At 65.4% G+C, this 21,487-nt stretch carries 9 protein-coding genes; 4 read left to right on the top strand and 5 right to left on the bottom strand.

Annotated features, from left to right (window positions below; all coding sequences use genetic code 11):
* Positions 1 to 745: 745 nt before the first annotated feature.
* Together NF556_RS16400 and NF556_RS16405 are read right to left on the bottom strand one after the other, a co-directional pair.
* Positions 746 to 2,800 (bottom strand): helicase domain-containing protein, encoded by a 2,055-nt coding sequence (locus NF556_RS16400; protein ID WP_252592097.1) that lies wholly within the window; start codon positions 2,798 to 2,800, stop codon positions 746 to 748.
* Positions 2,797 to 6,132, bottom strand: a complete 3,336-nt coding sequence (locus NF556_RS16405; RefSeq protein ID WP_252592098.1) for a DEAD/DEAH box helicase — start codon at positions 6,130 to 6,132, stop codon at positions 2,797 to 2,799. Before NF556_RS16405 ends, NF556_RS16400 begins: the two co-directional genes overlap by 4 nt.
* A gap of 192 nt (positions 6,133 to 6,324) precedes the next feature.
* Between NF556_RS16405 and NF556_RS16410 the strand changes: the two genes are divergently transcribed.
* From NF556_RS16410 to NF556_RS16420, 4 genes are all read left to right on the top strand, one after another.
* Complete coding sequence (locus tag NF556_RS16410) at positions 6,325 to 6,549, top strand: hypothetical protein (protein WP_252592099.1); 225 nt, start codon at positions 6,325 to 6,327, stop codon at positions 6,547 to 6,549.
* The gene (locus NF556_RS16415; protein WP_252592100.1) at positions 6,549 to 6,734 is read left to right on the top strand and encodes a hypothetical protein; all 186 of its coding nucleotides are present in this window, start codon (positions 6,549 to 6,551) and stop codon (positions 6,732 to 6,734) included. The genes NF556_RS16410 and NF556_RS16415 overlap by 1 nt, the downstream gene beginning before the upstream one ends.
* Positions 6,686 to 6,979 (top strand): AMP-binding enzyme, encoded by a 294-nt coding sequence (locus NF556_RS21540; RefSeq protein ID WP_425607047.1) that lies wholly within the window; start codon positions 6,686 to 6,688, stop codon positions 6,977 to 6,979. Before NF556_RS16415 ends, NF556_RS21540 begins: the two co-directional genes overlap by 49 nt.
* Positions 6,980 to 7,183: 204 nt before the next feature.
* Positions 7,184 to 8,281 carry a PDDEXK family nuclease gene (locus NF556_RS16420; protein WP_252592101.1) on the top strand — a complete coding sequence of 366 codons (1,098 nt, stop codon included), beginning with the start codon at positions 7,184 to 7,186 and terminating at the stop codon, positions 8,279 to 8,281.
* A 306-nt stretch (positions 8,282 to 8,587) separates the two neighbouring features.
* On the opposite strand, the gene NF556_RS16425 is transcribed toward NF556_RS16420, so the two are convergent.
* Genes NF556_RS16425 through NF556_RS16435 form a run of 3 tightly spaced genes read right to left on the bottom strand, consistent with a single transcriptional unit; the run spans position 8,588 to position 21,452 of the window.
* Positions 8,588 to 10,864 (bottom strand): UvrD-helicase domain-containing protein, encoded by a 2,277-nt coding sequence (locus NF556_RS16425; protein WP_252592102.1) that lies wholly within the window; start codon positions 10,862 to 10,864, stop codon positions 8,588 to 8,590.
* The gene (locus NF556_RS16430) at positions 10,864 to 17,208 is read right to left on the bottom strand and encodes a DEAD/DEAH box helicase (RefSeq protein ID WP_252592103.1); all 6,345 of its coding nucleotides are present in this window, start codon (positions 17,206 to 17,208) and stop codon (positions 10,864 to 10,866) included. The genes NF556_RS16425 and NF556_RS16430 overlap by 1 nt, the downstream gene beginning before the upstream one ends.
* Complete coding sequence (locus NF556_RS16435) at positions 17,208 to 21,452, bottom strand: Eco57I restriction-modification methylase domain-containing protein (RefSeq protein ID WP_252592104.1); 4,245 nt, start codon at positions 21,450 to 21,452, stop codon at positions 17,208 to 17,210. The genes NF556_RS16430 and NF556_RS16435 overlap by 1 nt, the downstream gene beginning before the upstream one ends.
* Positions 21,453 to 21,487: the final 35 nt, after the last annotated feature.

Genomic DNA, 21,487 nt, shown 5'->3' on the forward strand with positions numbered 1-21,487 from the left:
CCAACGACCCGGTGGCAGCACAATTACTTGCCAAAGCCCGCTATTTTATTGCGATAAGTGCCGCGTGATCGGATGCGCTACCACATCCAGTAGCACAGCCTTCGTGCGAGAACTCAACTGCCCAAAAACTAATTTTTATATCCACGATAAGTCCTGCGATGTGTGCGGCACGCTAGGCCGACCATACAATGGTTAAGATATATCGGAGCAGGGGTTCAGGGCTCTTCACAATGCAGAGTGTAGTTGGGGTCTGAGTCCACCCGACCCAAGGGGCTCTTTGATGTAGTCGGTCAGGTTGCGAAACCCGAGGGCGGAGCCGCGGAGGTGCTCGAGGCGACCGTTGATCGCTTCCGTGGGTCCGCTCGCTGTGCGGGAGGGTCGAAGTAGGCCAGGGCCTCCCCTGCCCGGCGGGTCCGGGTCCGGGCGAGCCTGCGCAACTTGACCAGGGGCGTGGAACATCAGCTCGCAGAGGCTCGATGAGAGGACACATCAGGGCGATCGCCTTGGTGCTGTCCTCGTGTCGCTAGGCCGCGATCATCGCTTGGTAGGCGCCCCCGTTGGGCTCGACCTGCAGGTACGCCTCGTCGGCGTGGGCCAGAGGTTCGGCGTGGCACGATTAGCTCCCGACACGCCAGCGTGGCACGAGCCGGGAGCGGGTTCCTGTGCAGCCGCTCGTGTGCGTCGACGCTGCGGCCGCCCTGCTCTCGCCGCCTGCCCGTGCCGCGGGAGCTGCTGTACTTCGGCGCTACCGTCGACCAGCCCGCCGGAGTTCGTCCGGCAGGGGCCCCTGATAGACGACCACAAGCTCCCGGTTGGCGCGGGTGAGGCTTGTATAAAGTTGCCCTGACCGGCCGAGATTTCGAGGAAACTCCCCCGGCTCCACAACGACCACTGCATCGAACTCGAGCCCTCTGGCCGACTCCGGCACATGCACGGAGAGCCGTTCTTCACCCTTCAGCCATTCGTGACTGACTGCATCGCTCGCGGAGGTCCCACGACGCCATCCCCGACTGTGCAAGGCCGTGAAGATTCGAGCGGGATTCATCGCTATCACTGCGACCGTGCCGTGTGGATGCCTGGACAGGAGGAACTGCCCGTTGTCCACGGCCGCGTCTGCAAGGGCCTCGGGAGCATGCCGCTGGACGCGGACAAAGGCCGGTTCCTCTTCGTCGACTTGTAGGGAGCGGGCGCCGCGCAATTCTCTAGGCAGCAACCGGTCAGCAAGCCGAAGGATGGCTTGCGTCGATCGATAACCGCGGCGAATTACGGTCTCGCGCACCGTGCCTGCATCTTCCCCAAGACCCAGATGGTCCGCAATCTGTGTCCACGAGGAGTATGAGGAGTCCGAGCGACGCTGGTTCATATCGCCAAGGAGGGTCCAATGGCCATGCCGGCTGTAGTGGTCGATGACGTTCCATTCCACGGGTGACACGTCCTGCGCCTCATCAACAATGATGTGCTCGAAGCGTTCTGCCGGGGCAGGCTGGCGGATCGACAAACTACATTGTGCAAGCAGCGGAAGGAAGCGCCGTTGCTTCACTGCACTGTCATACGCAGGCAGTTTTCTCATCCACGAGATTTTCTCGGCGTCAGTCGACAGCGGCTGTTGTCGGAGGCCGTTTGCGCGGAGGAGCTCGTATACCGTCTTGCGGTTTTCGCGGACGGCTGCCTTGCCTGTGCTAAGCATTCTATGGGCAGTGGCTAACCTGACGGCGAGATCCGTGAGGGACCGCGCAGCGGCATCGACGTCGTCCGGGACGCCTTCGAGGGCACCACCGACCGTGCCCTTCACTACAGCTGCTTCGAGCAACAGCCGTTCCATAGCTACGACTCTGACTCGGCCAGGTTCAACTAGCGGGCTAAGAAGCCCACTGACGTGGTGTACGTACTCATCGGTCGGCCCGACGAGAAGAACCTTCATGAGTGCTCCGCCCGCCCGCTCGTCATCGACGAGGTGCGCAGCTCGGTACGCGGCCACGATTGTTTTACCTGTCCCGGGGTGCCCTTGGATGACAAGGGGTGCGTCGGAGGGCGCCGACGCCAGTCCGTGTTGGTCTGGCTGAAGGGTGGTGAGCACCGAGCTCAATCGGTTGGTCCGCGGTTCATGGAGACGGTCGAGAACGAGGTCTGGACTCCGCATGCCTTCGGTCATCTCCGCGACCTGCCCCGCTACGACCTGAGATGGCATGTCATGCGTCGCCCCTGTCTCCTGTGGCTCAATTTCCTGCGAATCTGTGCCCGGCACTGGTGAGGACACGGGCTTCGCTGGCGGCTGTGGAGATGTACTTGGACTCAGCTGCGCGATGGCGGCGCGACGGCGGGGTGCACGAGGTGCTTCCGGCACGACGAGGTCGTCGGCGTCGAAAGGGCGTCCCACGTGGCTGCGCAGGGTCTCGTCCTGCACTGCGACGATCCGCTGAATTCGATGCGAGAAGGTGCGGCGTGCAACAAGTCCGTCGATCAGATGGTGCTCGGACTCGTCTGGCCTAAAGAATAGGTCGGCCACCGGTGCCGCCCAGCTAAAGCACTCCTTGTCGTCCCAGGTGTGATGACGTGGGCCGATGTAGAACGTCCGAGGGACAGCATCGTCTCCCGCTCGCAGGGCTAGCCGGGCAACAAGGGGGTGGATGCTCCCATCCTGCTGTGTGCCGAACGTCGGAAGGCCCTTGAGCCAGACCCCATTACGAGGCACCGGGGTGCCCACCGGCTGGTTGAGCCGGTCTTCAAGGGTCCTGAGGTAGGTACTGTTCGCCGCCTCTTCGTAGGCGATCTTTCCTCGCCGTTCGTTTGGTCCAATCATCCGGTCACCTCCACGAGGCAGACGACAAGGTCACTGGTGCCCAGCGTCGCTGCGGTGCTTTGGTCGAGGTCCGCTGATCGCTTGGCATACTTCTCGTCCTCCCTCTTCAGACGCCCGAGAGCGGCAGGCAGCATGCGTTCATGCCCCTTCGCTATCAGGCTCTGAACTTGTTTGTTCAATTTGGCGCGGCGGCGTTCATGCCCTTCTCGCAGCGACTCCTCTCGCGTAGCTGCGATCGCTCCGTTCTCCTCAAGGAGTTGCTCCTCACGCACGATCCTGCGCCTCGCGATTTCGCGCACAGCGACTCGCACCGCGGTGTCCAGCCTGAACCCCGAACCGATACGAGCGGAGCTTAGAGATCCTGCCGCCACGCCAGCCATAACGGCATCGCCAAGAGCCTGCGACGCTGGCCGCAGCCCCGCCAGGTCGACTGCTGCCGACCACACCTCGTGCAAGGGCCGGACCCCGTCCCAACGTGCGACGCTCAACAGGCACAGGTATGCACCGGCCGGAACACCGGCCTCGTCGGGATCCAGCCGGATCGCGCCCAATCGTGCCTGCCGATGCCCAGGCATCTTCTGTGCGGCAAGAACGAGCGGGTGGGTTGCCGTGAGCAGGGTGGTGCCCGTCGTCCGGGCGTGCTCCTGGTCGAGAGTGACGGTCACAGAGATCGCGTTGCGGAGGTTGCTCGCGGTCGCCTCAACCTCGCTACCGGTTCTGATTCGGCTGCTCACCAGGCGTGTGACGTGCGAAGCCAGCTCCGCGTTCCCCTCGACCGTCAGCAGCGGGGCGCGCTCGGTCACCCGCCCGCCGTAGGCCTCGACCCAGTCCCGCACCAGGATCGCCAGCTCCCGCTGCCCTACGTAGCGGCCAGCCGCGACCAGATCGGCCTCCAGCCCTTCGATGTCCATCCCATCGCTCGAGATGAGGTACGGGGCCGCGGTCTCAACGTCCTGGAGGGCAAGCTTCTGCTCCTCGATCGCAGCGATGACCTCCCGGGACTTCTGCGCACGCTGCTCTTCAGTGAGATCGAAGTCCAGCAACTGCGACTCAAATCCTCGCCAGGCCGCCTCGATGATGGGCTCGAGCTCACCGATGGCTTGCTCGAAGACACCGATTCTCGCCATAACCCGCTCGATGATGTCCGTCTCGATTGTTCCTGGAGTGTGGAAATTGAGAATCACGATCTTGGACTCCCGCTGGCCCACCCGATCAATTCGCCCGATCCGCTGCTCGACCTCCATCGGGTTCCATGGCAGGTCATAGTTCACCACCACCGAGCAGAACTCGAAGTCGAGGCCTTCGCTCGCCACCTTCGTTGCGAGAACGACGTCAAACTCTCCGGCCCGAAAGCCTTCCATGACACGGTGACGCTCATCCTTGGGGACGTCACCGTGGAGCGTCGCGACTCGCACTCCTGCGTGCAGCAGCCTGGTGTGAAGGTAGTCGAGGGTCTTGCGCGAGAAGGTGAAGACCAGCATTTGGCGCTTCTGCTCCACCAGATCGAGGACCACCGGCTCGAATTGCTCGTACTTGGTATCGGATCCCAATCTGGATGCCAGCTCGATCAGCGCCCGGCTGGGTGGGACCATCGCCGATTCAGACCTGGATGCATCACCTGTAAAACTGCTCCTCCAGTCGAGGACATCCCTCGCAGCTGCAGGGAGGCAGCTACCGGCCAACCGGAGCGGCATCTGCATGGAGAAGTTCATCGGCTGCCCGGACACCTGCGCCCGGACCTTGCACCAGTCGAAGAAAGCCCCATAGAAGTCACGCTCCGCATCGGTCCACTCGACTTCGACCACGCGTGGCGATCGCACGGCTTTGTCGTCACGCACCTCGACCTTTCGAGTTCGCGTGATCTCCGCTGCCAAGCCGTGCAACTCGCTGCACAGGCGCTTGACGCGAGCGACGTCCCGAGGTGCCAGATGCGGGCCCCGGAGCAATTCGCGGAGCAATTTGGTGGCAGGACGATGGAGCAGGACGTTCCCGAAGGGGTCAGCGGCGAGCGTCTCGAGCCAGCCCAACCGCTCCTTGTTGGTCACGTTTGGATCGAGCAGCGACGACGTGATCCTGTGCAACGTCGCGTTGGGCGCGATGCGTCGCTCCAGCGAATGCACGTCGTCGAACTCTCCTGGCACCAGCAGCTCAAGAAGGTTGTATAGGTCGCCAGATCGGAGGTTCACCGGCGTAGCGGACAGGAATAAGAGCGCATCCGCCCATTGCGAGATCGCCTGCCCCAACTGATGACTCTTGGTCTCGCTGTTACGGAAGGCATGGGCCTCGTCAACGATGACGAGGTCAAAGTTCAGGCCCAGTTGCGAGGCACGCTCGAGGCCATCCCACTTCCGCAGGGACTCTATGCTCGCGATGTACGCGACTCGTGGTCGTGACTTGCCGGTCTCAAGTCGCTCGAGGGTATCTACCCGCAACTTCGGCCCAAACTCGATCAGTTCGAAACCGAAGCGCTCATCCATCTCACGCTGCCACTTGGTCACCAGGGACGATGGGCAAACCACCAGAACGCGGTCCGCCCTCATTCGTGCTTCTAGTTCTGTCCACGCGAGCCCAGCCTCAATGGTCTTTCCGAGTCCCACCTCGTCAGCGATTAACATGCGCATGCTTCCCGAGTTGAGGAGTTTAAGCACTGGTTTGAACTGGTAGGGGCGAAACAGCGTCTTGGTTGCGCGGAAGCTAAAGACGGTGTCTGTGAAGTGGTCTTCCAACTTCGCGCGGGTCAAGGTGGCGGCGAACCGACGCGCGTCGGATGGGTCTCCCGTCACCCAAGCCAGCGGGTCGTCGGAGACCTCACGGGCCGCGATTGCCCGTTCACTCACCGTCCTTTGGCTCCCTGCCACCGATACGGTGTACTGCCAGCGCCCCATGATGACCTCGCGACCGCGAACGGTGGCGTCCTCGCCGCTCGTCGCCACAATGACGCCCTCCCCGACCTTGAACGCCGGCCGTTCCAACGGCTGCGCGCCTTCCCAGAGATGCTCGAGCCACCCCAATGCTGCGCCAAGGGGCGTCCCTGGCCCCGGTTCCGAGTCCGTCGTGGCGACGGGCTCGTGTGCCCGCGTGCCGACAGACACAATCATCGCGGCGCTCGGCGTGACGCCGGTAAACCAATACACCCCCTCCGGCAGCGAGACCTCTGGTTGCGGCACCATGCGCAGATCGTCGACGTCGTCGATAATGTCGGGAACATCGTCACCCAGGACGAGAACCTCACTAATGCGCCCTCCGCCGATGAGCTGCTCGGCGTCGACCGTGAGCGGGTCGTACCCGCTAACAGTCAGCGCAATGTCGCTACCGGGACTCGACAAGTCCACACCTCCTCGTGATGCACCCGACGATATGACACGGACCCGACACGCCCCTTGCCGGGCGCACCAAACCGTGGGAAGCGCTGCGCGTCCTCATCGCTCTCGTCAAACACGTGTGCGGCTAGGGCAGTGCCAGACCAGAGACACTGACGCTATCGCCGGCCGGCGCGTGGTCCTGGTCGGCCCACGATTATCACCATGGAGGACCTCGGCAGCACTGTGACGCACATCCATGAGCTGACCGAGGTCTATGGGCCGTTCACCATCACCGAGTGCATGAAGGCTGGCGCTGCCCAGCGAGGAGCGAGCACGGCTCCTGGCGCGATTGGCGTGGGCATGATCCAGGCCGAGTCAGTGCGGGTCGTCGAGGCGAAGATGCAGGACGTGCCGACGGCTGGTTCCACAGCGGCGACCTGGGCGTGATGCGCCACGACGGCTACGTCGAGGTCAAGGACCGCAGTAAGGACGTCATCACCTCCGGCGGAGAGAACATCTCCTCGGTCGAGGTCGAGCAGGCGATCGTGTCCCGCCCGGCCGTCGTCGAGTTGCGGTCGTCGGTGTGTCAGAGGAGAAGCGGGGCGGGCGGCCACGTGCGTTTGTCACCCTGAGGTCGGGCGTTTCCGTGACTAACGAGGATCTCGTGGCGCACGCGCGCAGCCGGCTAGCGGGATACAAAGTGCCCCGCGAGTTCATGCGGCTCGATGAACTGCCGCACACCGCGACAGGAAAAATCGGGAAGTTTGAGCTGCGCGGTCGCGACTCAGCGAAAGACCGAGTAGGACCAGGAACGGGAGCCACCCCGGTCGCAGGCCACGGGCAACATCCCCAATTGGTCAGGGCCGGAGTTTGGTGAGAGTGGCAGACAAGCCCGGGCCGATGAGGCCTAAGGCCATACCCGCTGAACGGCAGCAGATCCGCTCCGCCGCACAGAGGTTCGGTTCACCAGGCACGTTTCCCCCTGCGCTGCCCCCGTCGGCCATCAAGAATCCGGTGCCGTGAAGTTGCTGTTCGTCAGCGGCGCCTGCGCACCCAGCCGCCCTGGTGCAGACTGGTGGCTATGGCAGTGGAGATGGGGATATGGCGAATCAACGGCTCACAACCTCAGCGGCTCGTGCCCAGCGCGATGCCACTTGAGTCCATGCTTGAGCAGTATCTGTCTCAGGACCCATCACTTCTCGGGGATAACCTCATGATCATCGGGCGGCAGGTACGCACGCCCTATAACACCTACGTCGATTTGCTGGCCATGGACGTCGATGGAGACGTGCACGTCCTTGAGTTGAAACGGGACAAGACCCCACGCGACGTCGTGGCTCAGGTGCTCGACTACGGATCCTGGATCTCGACATTGGACCGGGACGCCATCATTGCTGTGGCCACGGAGTACCTCCGTGAGCCATTCGAGGCAGCGTTCGGACGCGCCTTCGATGATGCGCCTGTTCCGGACGACATCAACACAGACCTCGAACTCACAGTCGTCGCGTCCTCACTAGACCCAAGTTCAGAACGCATCGTCACGTACCTGCGTGAGTTCGGCGTCCCGATCAACGTGGTGTTCTTCTCATTCCTAGAGGACGAGGACCGTCAGTACCTCGCCCGATCGTGGTTGGCCCCTGCCGAGAGCGCGGACGCGGTCCCGTCCCCCGGGGGCACCAAGAAGGGAAAGCGCGCCCAATGGAACGGCCAAGACTGGTACGTCAACTTTGGCGACGGACTCGGCCGGTCCTGGGAAGACGGTAGAAAGTATGGATTCATCTCGGCGGGTGGCGGCGAGTGGTACTCACGCACGCTACGCAATCTCCCGGAAGGAGCTCGAGTCAACGTGTACCTGCCTCAACGAGGGTACGTAGCGGTCGGCACTACCCTGCGAACAGCGGTTACATTCGACAAGGCCGAGGTCTGGATCCAGGGGACGTGGCAATCACTGGCGAGCCTGCCACTTCAGGCTCGCTATCGTCACGACCGAGAGGACTCCTTCGGCGAAGACCTCGCGGAATATGCCATCCCGGTTGAATGGAGCGTGGCCGTGCCAGAGGAGGAGGCCTATCGGGAGACAGGGATGTTTGCCAGCACGCACAGTGCGTGCAAACTACGCCAGGACTTCACGTTGCAGAAATTGGCTGACCATTTCGGACTCAACCGAGAGAATCCATGAGGTCACCGTCGTCGACCTGAGCCAGGTAGCCCAGAGGACCCCCAGAGAGGCATGCCTTCTCGCGGCGAACACGTGCTGCACCGAATTGCGATCTGGCGGAATGAGCCGGAGCACGAACGGGATCCCCGCATCGCCACGCTCCTTGCGCACTTCAGGCACAGGCTGGAACCCTTCATGCTCTCTTCGCGGCAGTCCTTGCACGGAGCGACGAGGCGTCTTCTTCGGCCTCGTCATCCGCGTACTGCCAACTCGCAGGCCGTGCACGCACCGGGCTTTTGGGGAAGGTCACATAGCTCACAGTGGCCGTCACAGCACCCCGTGGCTCTGCTCAGAGCGGTCAACATCGGAATATTGCTGCGCCGAATCCTGCAACAAGGACGACCGCTCTCCCGACCACGACACCGCCAACACATCCCTGGCCCGCGTCGCGGCCACATACAGCAGCGAGCGCTCGCGGAGCATCGCGTCGTCCCAGTCGGCCGCGCTGGTGTCGTACTCCTTCATCGACGAGGGGATCGAGCCCTCCCGCACGCCAAACAACAGCACTCGCGCGAACTCAGTCCCCTTCGCCCGGTGCATCGTCATAACGACCGGTGCACCCGACTTCACGGACTCCGCATCGACCGCCCGGACCTCGACGCCGCGCTCAGCCAATCCGGCAACCACCCGGTCTCGTTGGAACCGGTCCCGCACGAGGATCGCCACGGTCTCCGGCGCGGGCGGCTCCTCCTCGGACGACCACGAGCGCACCAACTCCGCGGCCTGGTCCAACTCACCGGACAGCGAGTCACAGGGCAGCACCCGCGGCACGGGCCCAGACCGTGCGGAGCGATACTCGTCGTGCTGCTCCGCCTCATCCTCGAGATCTCGATAGTCCGCACCATCCAGGATTCCCATCGCCCACCGCAGGTTCTGTTGGGTGGTCCGATAGTTCAGTGTCAGCCGCCGTGAGCGCCCCCGCGTCTCGATCCCGAAGTGCGACAGCGTCACCTTCTGCCCATAGATCCGCTGGTGCGAGTCCTCGGCGATGAACAGGTCATTTGGCCCCGGCGACACCAGCGCCCGCAGCAACTGCCAATGGGCGGGGGTGAGGTCCTGCCCCTCGTCGACCAGCACGTGGTCAAACGGGCGCCGCTTCGGCAGGTCCAGGTGGGCAGCAGCCAGGGTGGCCACCTCCGCGAAGTCGAGCGTCCCGTGGGCACGGGCCGACGCTCGGTAGCGCTCGATCACCGCCCACACAGCCGCTCGCTGACCACGATTCAGTGCAACGCCCCTTCCACGTCGGGGAACCCGGAAGTACTTCTCCGCAGAAGTGATCCGGCGCGGCAGCACGATCATCGTGTACTCCGCAGCGAAGAATGCAGGACTCCGCAACTTCTCGGGCAGGTCGGCCCCGGCCGCGCTGATGGCCTCGCTCCACGCCTCGGGTCCCGTTCGGCGCGTGACGTCGGCAGTGGCGACACCGAGCACCGCTTCGGCAGCGGGAGCGATGTCCCGCCCGGCATCCTTGAGCACCGAATGAGCCACCTGGTCGATGCCGGCGATCCGCAGTCCCCGCTCCCCCATCCCACCCGTGATCTCCACGTCCGGGTCGAGGACCCGCATGTCCCGCCGCAGAGCATCCGCCAGGTTGCGGGTGAAGGTCGTCAGCAGCACCCGAGGCGGGCCGGGCTGCAGTGCCAGCCGTCGGGCACGGTGCAGGACCACGACGGTCTTGCCGGTTCCGGCACCGCCGGTCACCTTGGCAGGTCCCCGATAGTCGCGGTCCACATACTTCTTCTGCAGCGGGTGCAGGAAGATCCGCCACGCGGCGAAGTCGGTGTCCTCGATGACGCGGCGCAGCTCCTCGTTGTCCTCGATCCAGGCGAAGGAGAGCTGGCCGGCCGGGTGCTGCAGCCCCCGGATGAGCTGTTCCTCCTCGCTTCCGGTGGTGTCCACCTCCTGCCCGAGGCTGAGTCGCTCGGTGACCTCCTCCAGCGACATGCCGGTGCTGAGGTCGATCAGCGCCAGCCCTTGCCAGTCCGCCGGGGCATCACCAGCGAGCGCCAGGACCGCCTCCTCATCAGCGACCTCCATCGCCCCCTGGGCGAAGTCCTCGTCCAGCCCGAGACCGGTCAGGTCCGCGACGCCGAGTCCGTATGCCGTGAGCAGGGAGTCCTGCATGGATGCCTTGGCAATAGGGCTGGGTGTGGATGACGTCTCAGCAGGCGCGGAGAACCCACCGGTGGCCTCAACAGCCTCGGCAGCGGCGGGCACCTCGACGCGTCGGATCTCGGCGATGCCCGAGACGGGGTTGACCCGCAGCGTAGTGCGCTCTGCCTCCCGGATGGCGTCGTCGTGCGCCCAGATCCCGTGGAACACATAGGTGACCGCGTCCTTGTTGACGATCTTGAACAGCACGGCGCGATATCCGTCATCGACCCGTCCGGTCCGCACCCGAGGGTCGGCGGAGTTGACGATCGGCTCGATGTGCAGACCCGGGAGCGAGTCATCGCTGGAGAGCTTCTCCAGGAACGCGAAGGCCTTCTTCTTCAGGACCGGCTCAACAGTCCGTTCCTGCTTGGCCATGACGATGGTCGGCATCAGCGTCCTTCCGTCCTGAGGGCAGCGGCAATGAGGTCCGCGTCGGGGTCGACGACCATCCATCCACCGTCGCGGAGCTCGTCGGCGAAGTCCTCGTCCGCTTCGAGCAACACGGCCACCTTGTGCTCGGGCCAGGCGATGTCGATCGGCAGGCCGTCGACCTCCACACCAACCTCGGGGACGGGCACACCCTGTGACGCGAGCTGTGCCAATAGGGCCTTCTCTGCCTCGGTGAGCTCCATCTCGCCGAGCGCGATCCAGGCTCCTGTCAACGATTCCAGCTGTTCCTCGAGCGGCGATGGGGTCACGACCGCATCAGCCCTCAGGCCAAGCGATCGCGCGGTGACGTGCACGAAGCCCGCGGGAGTCACAGCGTTGCTGATGCGCAGCCACTCCTGCCAAGCCGCCTTGTGCGTGGGCTGCTCCAACGCCTCGCGCCGGTCATCCAGCATGACGACGGTCTCAATGTTCTGTGGCCCGGTCAGCCGGCTGACCACCACCAGGTGGTCCCGTTGCCACAGGGCTCCAAGGGAACTCCCGGCCAGCGGCTCCCCGTCGAGCACCGCGGCAGCGACCTCGGTCAGCGGACGGTCGGCGGGGACGCCGAGGGAGGTCGAGTTGACCAGGAACAGCCAGCCCAGGTTGCGGCTCAGTGCACGCCGGGGCTCCTTGTCGACCACGCGTTGCATCCTGCCGAGCAGCACCGACAATGGCCCGTCCCGCAGGTCGTCGACCACACCCTGAGTGATGCCTCCGGCGCTGTCGCCCATTGACGCGAAGAGCTGCTCAACCGCCGCCGGGTTCAACCACTGGGGACCAGCCTCGCCCGGCTCCTGCACCAGGTCGTCATAGGTGACGGACAGCACGGCCTTGCCGGCGTCGCGCAGGTTGGCCCGCTTCTGGGCGTCATCAGCAATCCGGTTGGTTTTCCAGTGCGCATGGAACTGCCACCCGTCGGTGAAGATGGCCACCTCGGGCACATTCGGGTCATCGGTGCGCAGCACAAAGTCTGGCTTGGCCCCATGCATGTTTTCTTGCGGCACCAGTCGCCAGACCCGGCCCTTGCCCAGCCCGGTGATCTGCAACTGGTTGCCGTTGGGACCGGGGATCTCGTGGACCGTCGCTCCGCCAGCGGCCAGTCGCTCGGTGAAGACAGCGCGGAAGCGCAACTCGAGAGCGGACTCGCCGGACGCCGAAGCGGCCTGCCCCTGCTCGATGGTCCAGCGCATCTGCTCGGCGTCGAGGTCGTCCCAGGTCTCATCCTCACCCAGGCGGAGCAGGGACCGCAGGTGTCGCTCGGCCGAGACGTTCGAGAGCAGCTCAACGCTCCCACCGCGGGAGAACGGCAGGATGCACCGGTGGCAGGCCTGGCGTCCCTCGTCCCGGCACTCGCACTGCGCGATGACGTCATAGGCCTTGACGAGCAGGCGCCACACCCTCTCCGCGGACGCCAGGTCGGCGAGATAGCCGGTCCCACCGGGCACCAGGTCGTGCAGCAGCAGGGCCTCCCGCACCCGTTCGCCCTCACCACCGACGACCGGCACCGGCACCGTCTCGACCTGCAGGTGGTCCGGTGCCCCACCGATCTCCTGACGCAGACCCAGCAGGAGGGACGCGGCCACGCTCGGCACGGCATACCGGTCCCCCAGCGTCACGCTGATCGGCAGGGTGATGACCACTCCCTGGGTGCGCAGCTCCCGGCTCAACGCCACCGAGCGGGTGTCCTCGTCCTTGCTGTCGCGATAGCGGCACCACGGCCGGTGCTCGTCTCGCTGGTTGAGGTTTGCGGTGCTGTCGAGCTTGCCGCAGCCGGCGCACACCCGAAAGAGCGCGGCGGCCACCGACTGCCCGGCGATCTCCACATTCGTCACGCCCGATCGCGAACGCGGCCCGAGGTTCAGCCAGCGGATGTTGACCTTGCGATAGTGGCTGACGCCGAAGTCACCATCGGTGACATGCCACTGGTCGGCCACCTGCGCCGGGTCCAGGTCTGCTGCCGTGGCGATCGAGAAGCCGGTCCGCTTGCGCTGCTCATCCCGGTCATCGATCAGGTCGCGGTCGCGCCGCACCTCGGAATAGACGTGCTCCAGCCGCACGACATCGAACCTCTGGCCCGTGTCCTTGAGCTGGCTGCTCTCGCACCGCGGGCAGAAGGCCGGACCAGCACTCTGTTGGACGTCCAGGGCATAGCCACACTCGGCGCACCACACCCAGCTCCGGACGTTGCTGGCGTCCTGGCCCATGTCCAGGCCGTCGATGCGCATCGCCAGGCCCCTGGCATAGAAGGTCGCGCCGGGAGCCAGCTCCCGCAGAGCCTGCGACGAGGCCCGCTGCACGGTCTCTGCCTCGGACTCATAGGTGCCGGTCTCGGGGTCGACCCAGGTGACCCGCGCTTCGAGCGTCACCATGTCGTCGAGCAGTGTGTAGTTCGGCAGGATGCCCCGCTCCTCCAGCGCCGACACCCAGTGCTGGGTCCGCAGCTCAGCCAGCTCCCGCTTGGTCAGTTTGTATGCCGCCTCGGCCGACCGCCAGGCCCTCTTGTCGTCGTCTGATGCGGCCGGGCTCTCCGCCGCGGCCTGCAGCGACGGCAGGGCGTCCTCGATCTCTTGCCGACGACGCTCCAGTGACTCCTCGCCGCGCTGCCACTCCGTGCTGGCTCGGTGCACCAGCGCACCGAGCGATTCCTCCACATCCCAGTCAGGATCGGGCACAGCCCATCGCTTCAGCCCGTCGACGACCGCAGGGTCGAGGCCGTCGAAAGCGCCCAGGAATTTGCCGAGATAGTCCTCCGCGTGAGCCGCTGCAACCTCAAGGACCCTGCCCAGGAAGGACTCGGGTGCCGAGCTCCGCAGCGCGTCACCGGCCTTCGTCGGCAGGGTCATCTCGCCGCTGCGGGCCAGGGAGTCGATGATCGACGCAAGGTATTGCCGGCGCAGGATCTCCTCGGCATCGAGGTAGGTCGCGGGCGGGCGCACCTCCCCGTTGATGACGGACAGCGGGTTCCCGAGCTTCGGCAGCTGGTCACCGCGACCGGTCACGAACGCCAGGTTGAGGGCGTTGCCGGTGAGCCGTCCGGCGCGGCCGACCCGCTGGACATACTTCGCGACCGAGTCGGGCAGCGAGGACAGCATGACCGTGGACAGGTCACCGATGTCGATGCCCATCTCCAGGGTGGGAGTCGCGACGAGCACGTTCGGCGCATCCGGCGAGGGGTTGGAGGCCTTGAAGCCCTCCTCGACCTCACGCCGGACCGTGTCGTGCAGCAGGCTCGTGTGCTCGTGGGCGATCACCCGACGCATGTCGGCCGAGTCATATAACCGCCGATAGAAGTTGTCGCTCCGGCTGGCGCGCTCCAGCGTGCCCCGGCACCGCACCACCAGGCAGGGGGCGCCAGCCAGCTGCCCCACGACCTCCGGGGCGGCAGGCTGCTGGTCCTGGCAGGTGTCACAGACCAGCAGGGTGCGCCCTTCCTCCAGGTCGCTCGCCTCGGTCGCCTGGAGCCGCACTGACCCAGACGGTATGCCGTAGGCCTTCCCCTGGCTCTGTGTCTCGGTCACGGCCAGCAGGTCAGCGGCAGCCAGCGCGGCGAGCAGCCGCTCGGCAAGCTTGGCACCGTGCTGGGCGTTGACGCCCAGGCACTTGACGGCCCAGCGGGCATACCAACTCTGCGGAGAGCGCACCGTGTCCAGCCCGCTCTCCGACTGCCGAGCCAGCGGTGCCCCGACCCGGGGAAAGGCCGGCGCGGCCCGACCGGCAGGGAAGGCGGGCATGCCGGTCTTGGGGCGGCCACCCCAGATCCGATAACGCCGTCCGTCCTCGTGCAGATAGGTCCGCAGCCACTCGTGCTCAATGCCGCCATTGCGGCGCATCCGCTCGAGCAGCCCGCGCACCCAGGCCACAAGCAACCGGTCGTCGACCCGGGCGATGTCGAGCAGCTCGACCTCGTCCGAGGTGAGCACCCTGCGGGCGATGCCCAGCAGGGTGCTGCCCGGACCGGCGTCAACGGAAGCAACGATCGACCCGGTCGACTCCAGAGTCCGCCCGAAGCCGGACTGCAACCCGACCTCCAGCGCGGCGTCGAACAGCAGCCGGCGCTTGACCCAGGAGCGGTCCCTCCCGGACACGTCCCGGAGCCGGTCCGCCTTCCAGAAGCGGTCGAACGGTTCCAACAGCAGACAGTCCGGCGGCACCAGGCGATAGCGGTGGAACTGATCGTCACCGGCCTGAGACATCACGTCCTCGACCAGAGTGTCCAGGGTCGTCGGCACCGTGCCGATCGCGTCCTTCAGCGTGGCGCGCAGCGTCATCACGTGGGATCGCGACTGGACGAACCCGGCCCGGTGCGCCGCGTCCTGCACCGAGTCGGTGAAGACCAGGGACTTCTTCTCCGCGCTGTCCAGCGCGGCGTTGCCAAACAGGATCGACAGCGAGACGGACAGCTTGGTGGCGATCGCCGTGCCCAGGAAACGGATGCCGTCCGCCTGCTGGCACGAGGGGCAGTCGTCCTTGCGCGCCCGCTCATCGACGTCCTGCCCGGTGCGGGTGAGCACCGGCAGAATTCGCCCGGCCTTGAGCTCCTCGTCGTCCTCATCCGGTCGTCGGTCGAGCAGCGTGCGCCCCCCGACCGAGAGCCAGCGCAGCCCCTCGATGTGGTCCTCCGGTCCCTCCGCCGCGAGTGCTTTCTCGTCCTCGATCGGTGCGTGCAGCAGGGCCCGGAAGCGCCCTTCGTGGATCAGGTGGTTGCGCCGGATGTCGTGGTCCTCCGCGGCCAGGTCCTGGCCCACGGCAGCCAGGCCAACGCCCCACCCTGACCGGCCACAGTGACGGCAATAGATCGCCGGGAACGTCGCGCCAACCGTGTCCGCGTCCTCGCTGCCTGCCCATGAGCCGTCGTCGCTCCAGTGATAGGCAGGCACGGCCGAGGCGACCCGGTCGATCCGCGTCAGCTCGCGCACCCAGAAGTTGAGCTCTACACCGAGGGCCCGCCGCCCCTCGTCGGCACGGACGTGGCTGAGTGCCGCCACCAGACCCTCTAGGGCATGCAGCCGCAGGCTTTGCACGGTCTCGTCGGCCGTTCCGCGGGGGAAGAGGGCATCCACCAGGTCTGGGTATGCCGTGGCTCGCCCGGCCTCGTCCACGAGGGCCCGGACGTCGGGATGGGCTGCGATCAGTGTGAGTGCAGGGACATCTCGGACATCACCGCCGTGGAGGCATCCCAGCAGTTCCGCAGTCAACGCCTCCGGGTCGTCGACCAGGGCCTCGACCTGCGCGACGAACTCCTCGAGCTCGGGCTGCGTCAAGTCATCCAGCCGCCGGGCCTCGACCCCGACAGGACGGGCCGCATCCCCGCTCCACTCCTCCCATGACAGCAGGCTCTCGGTGACGACAGCGTCCGACTCGAAGTCCTCACCGAAGACGGTCCTTGCAAAGGACAGCATCACGCTCGGATCGCCCTCATCACCCAAAGTCGCCGAGGTCGCCACCGGGGTGATCCGTCCGAGCGGCCGCTTCCGATCCGCATCTGTGATCTCGGGGTGATCGTCGGGCCAGTGGTGCTTGAGTGCGAGACCGAGGCGTCGCAGCAGCATCGCCACATCCGTGCCCTGGGCCCCGTCGTAGGTGTGGAACTCATCCAGCACCAGGTATTGCAACGACAGCGCGCTCTGCTGCCACAGCGGCTGGTCGGCCTCGCGCAACAGGAGCTGGTCGAGCATCTTGTAGTTCGTCAGCAGGATGTCGGGTGCGCTGTCTCGGATGACCGCCCGGTCGGTGATGAGACCGGCCTCAGACACGGTGGTGCGGGTGCCGGCCTGGTTGCCGGTGTAGACCGCAGCGGTCACCGACGAGAGCGCCGGGTTCTCCGTGAGAGTGGTGGTGAGCCGCCGTGCCTGGTCGTCAGCGAGGGCGTTCATCGGATAGAGGATGATCGCCTTGGTGCCGGTCACACCCTCGCGCTTGGCCCGCAGGACGTGGTCGATGATCGGGTGCAGGAATGCCTCGGTCTTGCCCGAACCGGTGCCGGTGGTGATCAACGTCGGCTTCGGCCGCGTCCCTGGGCCATTCAGGCCCAACGTCGTCAGCCGTTCGTAGGCCTGCGCTTGGTGCCGGTAGGGCGTCCACGTCGGCCGCCACTCCAGGCTGCGTTCCCATCCCTCATCGGCGGGCCGGAACGGCAGCCGCAACCGCAGGTACGGCCCCTTGAAGATGCCATCATCCGGGTCCTCGAGGAACTCCTGCAGCGCCCGGCGCGGCTCCGCGTCCGCGAGAGCAAAGGTCGTCGTCAAGTAGTCGACGAGCCCGTTCGCGAGTTCACGTGCCTGCAGGGTCGGGAGGAGCTCCGCCATCACGTGCTCCGCTCGGCAAGGCGACGCTCAAACTCCGCGTAAGCCGTCCGCATGTCCGCCTCACGATCGAGCGTGCCGAAGGGGAGCTCATAGGTGTACGCGATGCCGCTCTCCGGATGCTCTTCCGTCCGCTCCTCCTCACTGATCGCGTCGCCCTTCTTGCGCCAGACGGAGAGCACACTGTTCGGCACAAGTCGACCGTTGGCGTCGTAGGTGTAGTCCCGCTGGTCGTACCCGTGCAGCACGGCGAACTGGGTGCGGTAGATCGTGCAGAGATCGTCGACTGGCACGTCCAACATCAAGGCGACAAGGGCGTCGATCTCCACCTGCGCATTGCGCCGGTCAGCTGCTCGTCGCAGTGGTACATTCGGCGTCCAATTCCGTGTCAGATCCCCGGACTTGTGTCGCTGCAGGACTGGTTTGTCGTCGGCGAAGGAGTCCTCCCAGCCTTCAGCCCACAAGTCGGCGTAGACGTCGGTGAGGCAGTTGAGGCGCAGTGATCGCAGCGCCAATGAGGGCACCAACCGATGGTTTAAGTCCACCATGGCAAGACGGTTGACGGTGCTCGCACTGATGCCAGACTTCGGCGCAGACCGGACTGAGAAATCAGCCAAGAGGGAACTCAAAATCCCCGCCACGATGAGCAATCTTCGTCCCTCGGGCTCCAGATCGCCAGCAGCCATCACTCCATGCACGTGTGCGGCACCGGGCGGAATGATCGCCGAGATGAGGGTGCGCTCCCCCGTGTTGGCCGCCATCGCGCGCCAGGCGACGCGGTAGTGGTCACGCGCCGAGATATCGCCCTCATCGCCCCAGTGTGTGTACCGCGCATCGTACTCCGCCCGGGACCCGGCCGGCTTGTACGACGTCACTGGCAACGCATCGGGTGCGAGGTCCTCCAAGTCAACCGCCGACCAGTCCTGGTTATTCTTCATCGTAGGGTTCGGCGTCTTGAAGAAGGGAGCGGCGACATGCAGGTTGGGTCCCTGCAGAATGACGTCGCGCCACTCCGCTTCTCCCCACCGACTGACGAATCGGCCGGCGCGCCGGTCGCTGCGTTCGTGCCACCCTGGCGAATACGACAGGCCCAAACGGCCGATTCGCGGCGCCTTTGCCAGCCGCTCCAGAACCGAGTTGGCGACGGAGTTAACGGTATAAACCATCCGGGTCTGGCTATGCGGCGTCCCTTCAACCTCCACGATGTCCGCCCACACCGAAAGCTCTGCTTCATCCACGTGCTGGATCCGACCACGATGAGGTCGCAAGTCCCAGAATCCATCGTGCTTGAAGCCAGGCTCCAGACCAGACCCGTCATGGCCCAACGATCGAGTCACGGTGTCGGGGTGATAAAGGTGGGCGGCATGCAAGAAACGAATTGGACGGACGCACCCGTACACGTTCACACCAAAAGTCTTGTGATGTTCGATATCATCGAATAGCAATAATTCATTGATGAACTGCCAGTGTCTGCGCAAGCGCGCATACGTGGAAGCGCGCAACTGGCCAGCTCGGTTATCCGTGAAATGCGACTCCAAGTGGATCAGTGCGCTGACGCCGCGACGCGATGCATGACTCCAAACGTGTGACATAAAGCACCGGTACAGATCAGGCTGCAAACCCGCGAGGTAGGGGTAGTTCACACTGTCGCCAACAAATTCGCGCGTCGCAATTACATCCGCGGTCGCCTCTAAGACAACATCTTGGACGCCCGGCCGGGCGAGCGTCACCTCCATCATCACTTCACGCTCGGTCTCGCTGGGTCTTTGTGCAAGTTGCCACCAGGGGTCCCCCTCGGCCAGCAACGCATCCACATCCGCAGCGGGACGGACCCACGGTGGGTTCCCCACCTGCAGGTCAAACCCAACCCCGGCGAACACGGTCGCGAAGTCGAGCTCCCAGTGGAAGAACCCCTGTTGCTGCGCGACGTCCTCACAGACCGCGAGCCACGGGTGACTTTCCAGCACCTCCTCGACACGAACCGAACCGCTGTAAATGCGGTCCTGCTCCTCGGCCTCGCCCAGTTGGTCCCAGTCGGTGAGGTCCTGAAAGGTGCTCATCCAGGCGCGCTTCTTGTCGCGGGTGTCGGTGCCCAGCAGCATCGTTAAGGCGTCAAGCCATTCCTCGATGGTGGGCGGGTCGACCTCGGTCTCGGTGAGCGGCCAGAACCACAGCGCGCACCAGGCATCCATCACTCGGCGAAGACGGCGATAAGCACCATCTTCGTCGGCCAGTGACTCCTCGATCTGCTCGCGCGTGACCGCTTGTGCGTGCTCGGACTCTTCCCGGCCCCACAGGTCGAGGCGGCGACTCGACTCCTGCTCTGCGATCCGCAGACGGCGCAGGCTGATGTTCCACAGCTGCTCGACGCGCTGGGTCAGGCTCAGGAGGCGGTCGACCTGCTGCTTGGTGGGCTTGCGACGCACCGACGAACGCCACGTCTTGAGTGCCTTCACCTCGTCCGTGGCAAGGTCGCGCACCGACTTGGGCACTTCGACCGCGCTCCCCCACCCCTCTGCGGGGAGAAGGAAGTGGAAGACCTTGGCGGTCACCGAATTGCCGATACCACCGTCTTCCATCTCCGTCGCAAGCTCGGCCAGGGGCAGGTCGTCGGGAGTGGATTTCAGCCATGCCTTGTTGCGTACGTCGGCAGCGGGATACGCTGCGCGGCGAGCGCCGACGAGGGAGTTGCCCCGGCGCAGGCGCAGACCGAACCACGGTGCCTGCAGCCCCTCCACCATGGTCGACAGCCAGAGCGACACCTCCGCCAGTTCAACGGCGGTGGCGTTGAGGTCCACGCCATAGACCTGGTGCAGCGCGATGTGGGCCTTGACCTTCTGCAGCTCCTTGGGGAACTCATCAGGGTCGATTCGGGTGCCGAGTTCGTCCTGCCGGCGAGCGAGATACTCCCGGGCCAACTGGTCGACGGCCTCGAGGGCGAATGCACCGGAGCCCAACGCCGGCTCGCACACCGTGAGGTCGAGGATCTCCGCAGCGCTGGTGCGCTGATCGTCCTGGTCGAGCAGTTCCTCGAGCGCCTGCTGCACGGTGAATCGGGTGAGCACCTCGGGCGTGTAGTAGGACGCGGACTGCTGCCGCTCCCGCCCGGCCAGACGGAAGACAAACGAGCCCCTGGCGTGACGGACCGCGCGGTCCTCACCAGTGACTGGGTCCTCCTCGCGGACGAAGTCGTTCTCATCGAGGTGGTCTGCTCGATCGACCGGGACAACCCAGGAGCCCTTGGATGGGTCGCCGTTCTTGGCGACCTCGAACAGGTCGTCCTCGGCAAAGAAGCCGGTGTAGGACATCAGGCCCTCATAAACGGCGCCCAACTGGTTGATGCCGAGCTCGACGTAGGAGATGAACCCACGCTGGCGGCCCTTCTTCTCCTGGCTGAGGAGCAGGTGGCGCAGCACCCGCTGGACCGCCTCGTTGCCGAGTCCGACGGCGTCGATGTGGGTTGTCGCCTCGGGGCGGAACAGGTCGGCCCGCAAGGGGTTGAAATGCAGACCATCCGGCCCGTTGCTGTCCGGGTCGAGACTCGGTGTGTGCCCCCGGTCAACGAGTCCGGTCAGCAGGTGGACCGACTCATACAGGTGGGTGCCGTCGCGGCCCTGCTGGGTGTGCAGGTCGACCAGGGTGAGCTCACGCAGCCGGTCGATGCCATAGCCCGCGTCATACTCCGAGGCACCGGTCGGGAGGACGCCCAGCTCGGGTGAGGCCTCGGCATACAGCAGGAAGAGGATCCGATAGAGGAAGCGCAACGACTGCACCGCCAGCGGCTGCGCCTGGTCAGCAGGGAGCGGGTCGAGCCCCTTGGCACGGCGACGGTCGACGACCTCGTTGGCGATGATCTCGATGGATTTGCGGACACCCTCGCGCAAGTCCTCGGAGACCCCGACGGTGTGCTTGACGGACTCGCTCAGCACCTCGCTCCACCAGATCGACCCGTCCGCGTCGGGGCCGAGCGAGCGAGCCGCGATACAGGTCAGGGCACGGTCGATCTCACCGCCGCGCTTGGTGTCGTTGCGCTCAGCAACGAGTTGCAGGTCGATGGCGAGATAACGCCCCTCAGGCCACCGCTCTCGCTCGGCGACCAGACACCAGCGGCCGGCCAGCGCGAGGGCGAAGTCCGGGCCGTCCTCCGCCACGAAGAGTGCCGACAACTGGCGCGCGATCGAGGTGATCCGGGTGCCGTCCTCCAGCTCGGTCGGCTCCAGCAGCGTGTCGCCGTCCTTGGCGACCACGTCCTCGACCGCGTCGGCGGGACGCCCGGTGAGGA

This window comes from Ornithinimicrobium faecis, assembly GCF_023923225.1.
GTDB classification, from domain to species: Bacteria; Actinomycetota; Actinomycetes; order Actinomycetales; family Dermatophilaceae; genus Ornithinicoccus; species Ornithinicoccus faecis.